At 59.1% G+C, this 1456-nt stretch carries 1 protein-coding gene; it reads right to left on the bottom strand.

Annotation, left to right across the window (positions count from 1 at the left end; all coding sequences use genetic code 11):
* Nucleotides 1-21 precede the first annotated feature (21 nt).
* A complete protein-coding gene (locus tag DCC24_RS11865) occupies nucleotides 22-1221 on the bottom strand; it encodes an IS110 family transposase (RefSeq protein WP_110100105.1) in 1200 nt (399 codons plus the stop codon).
* Nucleotides 1222-1456: the final 235 nt, after the last annotated feature.

The raw sequence follows: 1456 nt of genomic DNA, 5'->3' as shown, positions 1-1456 counted from the left end.
GGGGTGTCCCTATGGTGTTTGTCAAGCCGCGGTCGGGGTGCGGGGTTCGTATAGGGTGCCTGTTTTCATCATCGCGTACATGACGTTTAGTCGACGCCGGGCTAGGCACATGATCGCTGCGTTATGGCGCTTGCCTTCGGCTCTTTTCCGTTCGTAGTATGCCTTTGATACCGGGTCGTGGCAAGACGCAACCCATGCAGATCGAAATAACGCGTTCTTCAACTTCTTGTTCCCGGCACGGGCAGGGAACTCGCCTCGGATTGACGTTCCGGATCGTCGGGTTACTGGAGCAATTCCGGCATAGGCGGCCAGGTGTCCTGGCGTGGGGAAGGCGGACAGGTCGCCAGCGGCCAGGAGGATTTGCGCTGCGGTCTTGACCCCGACTCCTGGCATCGACGTCAAGACCGTGGAAAGAGGGAAGTCGTCGACCAGCTTTTCTACCTCTTCGGCTACGATGTCCCGTTGATGCTTAAGCTCTTTGATCTGAGCGGCAACCCTCGGGATGATGAGTTCGACAGCGTCAGCACCTGGCACTGTGACGGTCTGCTCTGACAGTGCTGCGAAGACCTGGTCGATGAGCGGGCCGGGGTCTTTGCGGCTGTGGTGACGTGCCCACCGTTTCACTCCGGCTTTGCCTGCAGCTTTGAGTCCGGCGGGACCGTGGTAGCGGATCAAGAGATCCAACACGATCGCCCGAGTGAGAACGACACCGGGGAATACACGTTCCAGTGATGGGTAGATCTGGACCAAGAGAGACCGTAGCCGATTGATCGCGCGCGTTGATTCACGAGCGAGGTCTTCATCGAACCCTGAGAGCACCTTCAGTGCTGACAAGACCTCGGAATTACGGTCCACGGCTCGTAGCGTGTGTGGCATTGTCCGGGCGGTATCAGCGATGATGAACGCGTCCCTTGCGTCGGTCTTCGACCGTCCCGGATACAGGTCTGCGGCCTTGCGCATTGCCAGTCCGGGCAGGTAGGCGACGTCCGCACCGAGATCACGGGCGACAGCGATTGGCAGTGCTCCGATCGTGTTCGGCTGGTCGACCACAACCAGCACCGGACCGTGCTGCTGCAAATCGGTGATGACCTTCCGTAGCGCGGTCTCATCTTGAGGCAACTCTTGGTCATACACACGTTGCCCCTCGGGTGTGAGCGCGCATCCATGATGGGCGGTCTTACCGACATCGAGTCCTAGTGTGATGGAGTATTCGGCTGTCATGACAGGTCCCCCTCGTCCTGTAATACCCGGGTCGCTGATGTCACGACACCCGATGCTGGCACCCACGTTACGAAGAGACCTCGAACAAAGCCGGGCCACGTCCCTATCAGCAGTCAACGCGCGTCCTGGACTCCTGGCGGCAACACCCCCCGGATCATCGATGACAGGGCAAAAAAACCATACCAGGACCAGCGACCAGATCCTCTGATGAGGACCTACAAATGAATGTAACGGG

This window comes from Auritidibacter sp. NML100628 (assembly GCF_003185985.1).
Classification (GTDB): Bacteria; Actinomycetota; Actinomycetes; order Actinomycetales; family Micrococcaceae; genus Auritidibacter; species Auritidibacter ignavus.
The sequence above is the reverse complement of the archived record's forward strand: the minus strand, read 5'-3'. Positions and strand labels throughout refer to the sequence as shown.